The sequence below is a fragment of the Peribacillus saganii genome (assembly GCF_003429095.1).
GTDB classification, from domain to species: Bacteria; Bacillota; Bacilli; order Bacillales; family DSM-1321; genus Peribacillus; species Peribacillus saganii.
Genome location: NZ_QVTE01000027.1, coordinates 41,599 through 51,638 on the forward strand (window position 1 = coordinate 41,599; position 10,040 = coordinate 51,638).

A 10,040-nucleotide genomic window follows, 5' to 3' on the forward strand; every position below is an offset into this window, starting at 1 on the left:
CTCATGAAAAAAGCCTTTTATTACGCAAAAAGCTATGTAAAGCTGCTCTCATTGGTTGTACTATTTGCAGCAGTATTTACTTATGCCATGTTTCAAGGGGGATTTGTCAGCTGGTTTTTGTTTTATAGCTTTTTGCCATTTGCACTTTATCCTATGCTATTATTTTTCCATCCTGTAAAAGACTTTAATGTGGAAAGGGATATAGAAAAGCTTGAATGCAAGGCGGGTGATAGTGTGGATATTACTGTAACCATCACTAGAGGGTTCCCTTTCCCGCTCGTTTTCCTGATTGTGGAGGAACTGCTGCCTTATCAGCTTAAACCAGATTCTTCCACGCAAGTTAAATCACTTGTTTTCCCTTGGTTCAAACGGGAAATCAAGTTATCCTATTCGCTTGATGGAGTGCCTCGCGGTGAGCATCATCTTCTATCTATCCGCCTTAAAACCGGGGATTTCTTGGGGTTGTTTACGAAGGAAGCCACCTTTGAAATTCCTGGCAGGATTCTTGCCTATCCCGCGTATTATGATATGAATTTTAGGCAGCTTGCAAATTTGTTTGATCAAGGGCAGACAAGCTCGTCGGTCCGGCTACAGCGGGAAAATTCCATTGTATCAGGAGTCCGGGACTACCAGCCGGGGGACAAATTATCCTGGATCAATTGGAAAGCGACCGCCAAGAGAAATGATATTATGACGAAGGAATTCGAAGAACGCAAAAGCCAGGATGTCTTTTTGCTGCTGGATGAACGGAAATCAGAGGTATATGAAGAATTGATAGTTTTTACAGCATCATTGGTCCAGGCCATTATTAAAAACGGCGTCCAGTTGGGCTACTTTTCTACTGGACAGGCGGAAGGTATAGTATCCGTACGCGGCGGTGATGTTCAGAGGCATAAGCTGTTTTACCGTCTTGCAACTTCGCAGCCAGCAGCTGGAGAACGTTTGAAAATGGTAATGGAAAACAGCAAAAAGTGGCTCCCTTTCCATGTGACACTTCTTTTAGTGACTTCGTATGTTACCAGGGAACACATTGAAGAGATCGGTACCGTTGGTGCGAATCGGCCTGTTACTGTCTATTGTATAAAGAAGGGGAGAAGTCTGACGAAGGAAGAGGTTATGCTGAGAGAAACGGCACTTCTTAAAGGGATTAAGCTGAAATATATGGATTATTCCTTAGATAATGATGATTTTTCAGGGGTGAAGGCACAGTGACCAATGAATTTAACCGACTTGGCAAATGGTTGTCTGTCTCTATGTATTTCTTTGGATTTATATTGCTTTGGGAATGGTTAAGGCCTGTAAAACAGCTTACCGATACAGAACATTTATATCCCTTTCTTTGGTTTATTGTTCTATCCTTCGTTCTTCATTATTTTAAGGTGAAAATTCTGATTAGGACTCTTTTCTTAGTATCCTATATCACCGCTTTTATCAACATTTTGTATTTTGAATTGCCCTTTCTGAAGCCTGATTGGGTGATTCTCTTAGCAGAAAATGTAAGCACAAGTTTAACCCAGGTGTTTGCGGCAGATTGGGTGGCGTTATCAAATGAATTTAGGACCATTTTATTTTTCATTTTGCTATGGCTGATGACTTATCTAATACACTATTGGCTTACCATTCGGAAAAGCATTTTTTTGTTTTTTCTGATTACCGTGATTTTTATATCCGTCCTTGATACATTTACGCCATACGATGCAACCTTTGCGATTGTTAGGATGGTCATAACGGGTTTTGCGATGCTTGGTTCCCTGACGCTCTATAGGATGGCTGATACTGAACAAATCCGGCTGCATTTAGGGGCTGTGTGGAAATGGCTGGTACCTCTCGGCGTGATCATTGCGTCCAGCTCTTATGTTGGATTTGCAGCACCTAAGCATGATCCGATTTGGCCGGATCCCGTTCCATTTTTTACATCTTATTCTGATAAAGTGACCGGTAATTCCGGAACGAAAAAGGTCGGCTATGGAGAGGATGACTCTAAACTTGGCGGAGGATTCGCCAATGATGATACTGTTGTTCTATATGCAGATGCCCCCGCCAGGCATTATTGGAAGATAGAAACGAAAGATATTTATACAGGGAAAGGCTGGAGGGCTTCTGAAACAACTGGTTCTATAAGGATCGATAATGCTATGGAACAGAGATCATTTAGCCTTCCTGCTTCAGTGGAAACCAATAATTATAAAGCTAAAGTAACCGTTAAATTACGGGCAGCCCATATCCCGTATCCCGAACCTTCAGCTTTGACGAGAATTAGTTCTGGCGATGCAGATTACTTCGAGATGAACCAAACAACCGGCAAGATCCGTTCTTACCAAGATGAATCTGGCCAGGCAATGGTTCAAGATTATGAAATTGAGTATGACTATCCGCGCTATGACATTGATCAATTGAAAAAGGTCAACAGCTTTGAACAGTTCGGTTATACTTCGGAATATATGCAGGAGTTTAGGCAGCTGCCGGATATTCCATCAAGGGTAAGGGAATTGGCTCAAAAGCTTATCCTGGGAAAGGACAATTGGTATGATCAGGCAAAAGCAATTGAAGATTATTTTGACGGCCCAGAATTTGTTTATGATCGGGTAAATATTCCATATCCCGAGGAGGAGCAGGATTATGTTGATCAATTTCTGTTCGAAACAAGAAGAGGATATTGTGACAATTTCTCATCATCCATGACGGTCCTTCTCCGTTCCGTAAACATCCCTGCCAGGTGGGTAAAAGGATATACGGAAGGAACCATGACCAGTTTAGATGGGAAAAGGGTTTATGAGGTAACAAATAATAACGCCCATTCTTGGGTTGAAGTTTATTTTCCGAATGCTGGATGGGTTCCTTTTGAACCGACAAAAAGTTTTTCGAACAGTTCCCGATTTTATTCTTCAGCAGGCGCTGCATCTTCAGCTAATTCTTCTGTTGACAATACAGCAGAACAGGCTATAGCGGCCCCTGCAAAGGTAGAGGACACACCTGAGAAACCCAAAAGGGAAGTAAAAGGAAGTACATTCGGATCAGCATTTTGGTCAGAAATTAATTGGAAGTTTTATGTTATCCTTTCTGCCCTGCTAACGTTAATCGGATTATTTGTATACAGGAAACGAGGGATTTGGCTGCCAAGACTGATAGTGGTTTTTTATAAGAGCCAGTCGGATGATCGTACTTTTGGCAAGGCATATGCAGCTCTGCTGCAAGAATTGAACCGGTATGGCTTAAAACGGCCGGAGGGTCAGACATTAAGGGAATATGCCCAATTTGTTGATAACTATTTCTATTCCAACGAAATGAAGCGGTTAACCGAGCGGTATGAACAGGTCGTTTACAGAGGGGATGCCACTTTGCCGGCTTGGGAAGAATCGCGTGAATTGTGGGAAAATTTAATTAAAAAAACAATAGCTTGACCGGTTTTTTATCCTGTTGATACAATAAAAAGCAATTGAGAAAAACGTATACCTTCATATATCTTCGAAAATAGGGTTCGAAAGTTTCTACCAGATCACCGTAAATGATTTGACTATGAAGGCGGGTTAATGGAATCGGAATTGGCTATCAACTAATTCTGAGATATATGACTGGATGCTAAAAAACAATGTATCCTCTTATTCCAGCTAGAATCTGCCTTCTATACTGAGGCGGATACTAGCTTTTTTTAATGGGAAGTTTAAAATAATAGCTACATACGTATTGCATGAGTTTTTATAACAGACCTTAGTTCGGGTGGTATATTGTGTCTGCCGCCTGAATGGGAAAATATTAAATGAGGTGACCTTTGTGCCAGGAAAAACAGAATTGCATAACCAGGAAATGATTGTCGTATTAGATTTTGGCAGCCAATATAACCAGTTGATTACCCGACGTATCCGTGAATTCGGAGTGTATAGCGAATTGCATCCGCATACGATTACAGTGGAAGAAATAGAAAAAATGAATCCAGCGGGAATTATTTTTTCCGGCGGTCCGAACAGCGTATATGACGCAACTGCTTTTGGATGTGACGAACGAATTTTTGAAATGGGCTTGCCTATCCTTGGAATCTGCTATGGAATGCAGCTGATGGCAAAGCATTTTGGCGGAGTCGTTGAACCTGCGAAGCAGCGAGAGTATGGCAAAGCTACATTGAGAGTAAAAAACGAGTCTCCATTGTTCCGCGATCTACCTCAGGAGCAGCTTGTATGGATGAGTCATGGAGATCTGGTAGTAAGCGCACCGGAAGGCTTTACGATTGATGCAACTAACGTCTCATGTCCGATTTCAGCGATGAGTGATCAATCAAGGAATCTGTATGCTGTCCAATTCCATCCGGAAGTTCGCCATTCTATTTATGGGAACGAGTTATTGAAGAACTTTGTCTTCAATATTTGCAATTGCCGCGGTGAGTGGTCTATGGAAAACTTCATTGAAATTGAGATGGAAAAAATCCGGAAACTTGTTGGAGATAAAAAGGTATTATGTGCTTTAAGCGGCGGTGTGGATTCCTCTGTTGTTGCTGTGCTGATTCATAAGGCCATTGGTGATCAATTGACATGTATCTTTGTTGATCATGGATTATTGCGTAAAGGCGAAGCAGAGAGTGTCATGAAGACGTTCAGTGAAGGCTTCCATATGAATGTCATTAAAGTGGATGCAAAGGATCGTTTCCTTGATAAACTCAAGGGTGTGGCGGATCCTGAACAAAAACGCAAAATCATCGGAAATGAATTTATTTATGTGTTTGACGATGAAGCGGCAAAGCTAGAAGGTATTGAGTTTCTGGCACAGGGTACTTTATACACCGATATTATTGAAAGCGGAACAGCCACTGCGCAGACAATTAAGTCTCATCACAATGTAGGTGGCCTTCCAGAGGATATGCAATTTACACTGATCGAGCCGCTAAATACGCTTTTTAAAGATGAAGTGCGTGCGTTGGGAACCGAGCTTGGCATTCCCGATGAAGTAGTGTGGCGCCAGCCGTTCCCGGGTCCAGGCCTTGGAATCAGGGTACTGGGTGAAATATCTGAGGACAAGCTAGAGATTGTCCGCGAATCTGATGCCATTTTACGCGAAGAAATCAAAAAGGCTGGATTGGAGCGCGAAATATGGCAATACTTTACGGTTTTGCCTGATATCCGCAGTGTAGGAGTAATGGGGGATGCGCGTACTTATGATTATACAATCGGCATCCGTGCGGTGACTTCTATTGATGGAATGACCTCCGATTGGGCCAGAATTCCATGGGATGTTCTTGAATTGATTTCAACGCGTATTGTTAACGAAGTGAACCATGTTAACCGGGTGGTTTATGACATTACAACAAAGCCGCCAGCAACAATTGAATGGGAATAAGATAATTTAAGTGTTTTATGGCCCGGCAGTAGAATTTTCTTTTCACTGCCGGGCCAAGTTAATTCCTTGAAAAACGAATATTATTGACTGTTCTTTAAAAAATGTTCGTTTTTTATATTGATTTAGGAAAAAAGTTCTGTTAAAATAAAAACGAATTGAATAATTTGTCATAAATAGTCGTATAATGTTGGGGATATGGCCCATAAGTTTCTACCGAGCTGCCGAAAATAGCTTGACTACGTTAATTATGAAAGAATAGGGCAAACCTGCATTTATACTTTGTTATCCCCTAACTCTTTTACAATTTTTTTAGTTAACGCTTCGGTTTTCGGGGCGTTTTCTTTTTGGGTTAAAGTTTAAAAGAACAACCAGATTTTCTAGGAGGAAAATAGAAATGAAGAAGTACTTTGAATTTGAAAAGCATGGCACTACGTATCGCCGGGAATTTATCGGCGGTATGACGACATTCCTTGCCATGGCATATATTTTAGTTGTTAATCCGCTTACTCTTACGCTGGATGGTATCCCGGATTTGCCAGATGCGATGCGAATGGATTATGGTGCAGTTTTTGTTGCCACAGCATTAGCAGCGGCAATAGGATCTATTATTATGGGACTTCTGGGTAAATATCCGATTGCTCTTGCCCCCGGTATGGGATTAAATGCATTTTTTGCCTATTCTGTCGTATTAGGCAGTGGCGCACCATGGCAGCATGCCCTGGCAGCTGTATTTATTTCCAGTGTATTCTTCCTGCTTCTTACTATTTCTGGACTTCGTGAAAAAATCATCAACGCAATCCCGGTTGAATTAAAGCATGCAGTTGGTGCGGGGATTGGATTGTTTATTACATTTATCGGTTTAAAAAATGCTGGAATAATCGTTAATAATGATGCAACACTAGTTGGTTTAGGGCATCTTGGAGCCGGAAATACGCTTCTTGCCATTTTCGGCCTTGTTGTTACAGTAATTATGATGACAAGAAAGATTAATGGAGCCGTTTTTTATGGAATGGTTCTGACTGTTATTGCGGGTATGATCTTTAATTTAATCAAAGCACCTGAACAAGTAGTAGGTGCAGTTCCGAGCTTGGAGCCAACATTCGGAACACTGTTCAGTGCATTTGGAGACCCATCATTCTATACGACTACAATGCTTGGGATGATTTTAACGTTTTTATTCGTAGATTTCTTTGACAATGCCGGAACTTTGGTTGCGGTGGCAAACCAGGCAGGGATGATGAAGGATAACAAATTGCCGCGTGCAGGCCGAGCTCTATTTGCCGATTCCATTGCATCCATGATCGGCTCTATTTTTGGGACATCAACAGTTACTTCGTATATTGAATCATCTGCCGGAGTTGCCTCAGGGGCGAGAACAGGATTTGCTTCACTTGTCACGGCCGGGTTTTTCCTGCTTTCTTTATTCTTCTTCCCGGTACTTTCAGTAGTAACTTCAGCAGTAACTGCACCAGCTTTAATCATTGTTGGAGTATTAATGGTATCTTCTTTAAAGAATATAGATTGGAATCGATTTGAAATTGCTGTTCCAGCCTTCCTGACCATTATTACTATGCCGCTATCTTTCAGTATTGCGACAGGGATTGCAGCAGGATTCATTTTCTATCCAATCACGATGCTGGTAAAAGGGCGGACAAAAGAAATTCACCCGATTATGTACATTTTCTTTATCATATTTATCCTGTATTTTGCTTTCTTAACAGAATAGACCACTAAAGGGATTCGGCTTTCCAGCTGAATCCCTTTTTAAATGAAAGAAAAAATAGTCTGGAATTAACTTAGATGAGATGCCGTGGTAATAGCATATGGCCCTTACATGTGATGTGTTCTGATTGACTATCTTATCATCTCTAATAACATACTGTTATTTGGTGAAGGCTAGTAGCTGTCCAAAACGTTGATATTAATAATGAAGGGGTATTAAAATGTCTCCTTTTTCGATAAAAAAAGTTTTAAATAATAACGTGGTTATTGCCAGCCACCCAAGTGAAGTGATTCTCATTGGCAATTATCGGATTTAACCGGACAAAGGGCGACGAAATCCCGGCAGATATGACCGAGAAAATGTTTGAATTAATAAATGAAAACAAGCAGGAAAACTATAAAGAACGTTTGCAAAAGAAAATTAAATTAATGACCATTTGCTTTACGTGTTACTGATTCGATCAGGCATAAGTAGGGAAAGGCGATTGATAGCAGCTGAGTTAGGGAATATTATCTCTGGCAGCTCTCGTCCTTCTTTGCTTATGCTTTTTTATTTGTAGTACATGTAATCGCTTTATAAGCTTTCAAAAAAAGGGAGGTAGTGTTACCTTGTTTAAAAAAATATTTGGTGTTTTACAAAAAGTAGGTAAGGCTCTTATGCTTCCGGTAGCTATTTTGCCTGCGGCAGGTATTTTGCTTGCGTTTGGTAATGCACTGCAAAACCCGACTTTAATTCAATTTGCACCTTTTCTTCAGAGCGATGGTGTAGTAATGGTTGCTTCTGTCATGGAAAGTGCAGGAGATATTATTTTCGGCAACCTGGCCCTGCTGTTTGCAGTCGGGGTTGCAATTGGGCTTGCTGGAGGAGAGGGTGTAGCCGGATTAGCGGCAATTATTGGCTTTTTAATTATGAATGTAACAATGGGAACCGTTCTTGGAATTGAAGCAAAAGATGTTCAAGCCAGCAAAGAATTTGCAAATGTGCTTGGTATTCCAACGTTGTCTACCGGAGTATTTGGAGGCATCATTGTCGGTATTGTCGCAGCCTATATGTATAATAAATTCTTTGAAATTGAACTTCCTTCTTATTTAGGATTCTTCGCAGGAAAACGATTTGTGCCAATCGCTACTGCAGCTAGTGCTGTTTTGCTCGGATTGCTTATGCTTGTGATCTGGCCGCCAATACAGCATGGTTTAAATTCTTTTTCTGAAAATATGCTAGGAGCCAATTTGACACTTTCTGCATTCGTATTTGGATTAATTGAAAGGTCGTTAATTCCTCTTGGCCTTCATCATATTTTCTATTCACCATTTTGGTTTGAATTTGGCAGCTATACAAGTGAAGCTGGAAAACTTGTTAAAGGGGACCAGGCTATTTTTATGGCCCAAATTAAAGATGGGGTACAGGATTTGACTGCCGGAACATTCATGACAGGTAAATTTCCTTTTATGATGTTTGGATTACCTGCGGCGGCTTTAGCAATCTACCACGAAGCCCGCCCGGAACGAAAAGCTATTGTTGGCGGGCTTATGGCGTCAGCAGCCTTGACTTCGTTCTTGACCGGTATTACTGAACCGCTTGAGTTTTCCTTCCTATTTGTAGCGCCGGTTTTATTTGCGATTCACGCAGTGTTCGCGGGACTATCATTTATGACTATGCATTTGCTCAATGTTAAAATCGGCATGACCTTCTCGGGTGGTCTTATCGATTACATTTTATTTGGACTAATTAACCCTCAGACAAATGCATGGTTAGTTATCCCTGTCGGTTTAGTTTTGGCTGTGATTTACTACTTCGGTTTCCGTTTTGCAATTAGCAAATTTAATTTGAAGACTCCAGGGCGGGAAGTTGAAACAGAGACAGAAGAAGAGGAAAATAAAGCTGGAAAACCTGGAAATCTGGCTGGCGACATCCTGCAGGCAATGGGCGGCCAAGGAAACATCGCTCATCTTGACGCGTGTATCACACGCCTGCGGGTCTCTGTAAATGATGTAAAAGAAGTAGATAAGGAAAAGTTGAAAAAACTTGGAGCGGCAGGAGTGCTTGAAGTTGGAAATAATATTCAAGCGATTTTTGGTCCGCGTTCTGAAACTATTAAAGGACAGATGAAGGATATTATGTCTGGCAAAAAATCAAAAGCAGAAAAGTCAGCTATGACAGACGAAGTTGAGCAGCAAGTTGAGGAAGTAGTACCTGAAACACTAAAGAACGATGATGAAGTAAAGAATATTGAAGCTAAACTTGATCAATTCATTTCACCTATGAAAGGTGAAATAAAGCCGATCAGCCAGGTGCCGGATGTGGTTTTTGCCGAGAAGATGATGGGTGATGGGTTTGCAATCCTGCCAGAAGATGGCCTGATTGTATCGCCTGTCGATGGAACAATTGTGAATCTATTCCCGACAAAGCATGCCCTGGGCATAGAATCAGACACGGGGCGGGAAATATTGATCCATGTTGGTATTGATACAGTCAAACTAGGAGGAGAAGGATTTGAAGCCCTCATTTCCCAGGGAGACAAAGTAGAAAAAGGACAGCCTATATTAAAAGTAGATCTAAATTACGTGAAAAATAACGCTCCTTCCATTATAACGCCGATTGTTTTCACCAACCTGAAAGCAGGAGAAACGGTGCACCTTGAAAAGATAGGCAGTGTAAACAGTAAAGAAGAGAATATTATTTCTATTAAGTAGTAAGCCAAAGTGGCAGCTGGGCACAGTAATGGTGTTACAGCTGCTTCTTTATTATATTATAGCATTTGATTATGGATAAAATTAACATTTTAATTTCCTTGCCATACAGTTGACTAGTCCGGTCTATAGATGTTATTATCTTACATACATCAGCAAGATGTTTTTACTATGATTTATCTATTTTCAAAAAAGTGTTGACTTCTTGTTTGTGTGATGGTAAATTAATAAAGTCGCTTCTGAAGGACGCGGCAAGAAAATTGCTCTTTGAAAACTGAACAAAACAAAGCGCCAACGTTTTA

The 10,040-nt window shown here is 40.9% G+C and carries 7 protein-coding genes and 2 riboswitches; all 7 genes read left to right on the plus strand.

Annotated elements, in window-relative coordinates; translation table 11 throughout:
- The first annotated feature begins 3 nt into the window (after window positions 1–3).
- The 7 genes from D0469_RS10140 (at window position 4) to ptsG (ending at window position 9,741) form a co-directional block, all read left to right on the plus strand.
- The gene (locus tag D0469_RS10140) at window positions 4–1,212 is read left to right on the plus strand and encodes a DUF58 domain-containing protein (RefSeq protein WP_117326627.1); all 1,209 of its coding nucleotides are present in this window, start codon (window positions 4–6) and stop codon (window positions 1,210–1,212) included.
- Window positions 1,209–3,401, plus strand: a complete 2,193-nt coding sequence (locus D0469_RS10145) for a DUF4129 domain-containing transglutaminase family protein (RefSeq protein ID WP_117326628.1) — start codon at window positions 1,209–1,211, stop codon at window positions 3,399–3,401. Before D0469_RS10140 ends, D0469_RS10145 begins: the two co-directional genes overlap by 4 nt.
- Window positions 3,402–3,435: 34 nt before the next feature.
- Window positions 3,436–3,537, plus strand: a riboswitch (purine riboswitch).
- Window positions 3,538–3,771: 234 nt separating this feature from the next.
- The gene (guaA, locus tag D0469_RS10150; RefSeq protein ID WP_117326629.1) at window positions 3,772–5,325 is read left to right on the plus strand and encodes a glutamine-hydrolyzing GMP synthase; all 1,554 of its coding nucleotides are present in this window, start codon (window positions 3,772–3,774) and stop codon (window positions 5,323–5,325) included.
- 157 nt (window positions 5,326–5,482) lie between these two features.
- Window positions 5,483–5,584: riboswitch (purine riboswitch) on the plus strand.
- Window positions 5,585–5,719: 135 nt separating this feature from the next.
- The gene (locus D0469_RS10155) at window positions 5,720–7,051 is read left to right on the plus strand and encodes an NCS2 family permease (protein ID WP_117326630.1); all 1,332 of its coding nucleotides are present in this window, start codon (window positions 5,720–5,722) and stop codon (window positions 7,049–7,051) included.
- A gap of 217 nt (window positions 7,052–7,268) precedes the next feature.
- Window positions 7,269–7,364, plus strand: coding sequence for a CAT RNA binding domain-containing protein (locus D0469_RS21645; RefSeq protein ID WP_233523016.1), 96 nt, complete (start codon window positions 7,269–7,271; stop codon window positions 7,362–7,364).
- Window positions 7,345–7,503, plus strand: coding sequence for a CAT RNA binding domain-containing protein (locus tag D0469_RS10160; protein ID WP_233523017.1), 159 nt, complete (start codon window positions 7,345–7,347; stop codon window positions 7,501–7,503). The genes D0469_RS21645 and D0469_RS10160 overlap by 20 nt, the downstream gene beginning before the upstream one ends.
- A gap of 153 nt (window positions 7,504–7,656) precedes the next feature.
- The gene (gene ptsG / locus D0469_RS10165; protein ID WP_117326631.1) at window positions 7,657–9,741 is read left to right on the plus strand and encodes a glucose-specific PTS transporter subunit IIBC; all 2,085 of its coding nucleotides are present in this window, start codon (window positions 7,657–7,659) and stop codon (window positions 9,739–9,741) included.
- Window positions 9,742–10,040 lie beyond the last annotated feature (299 nt).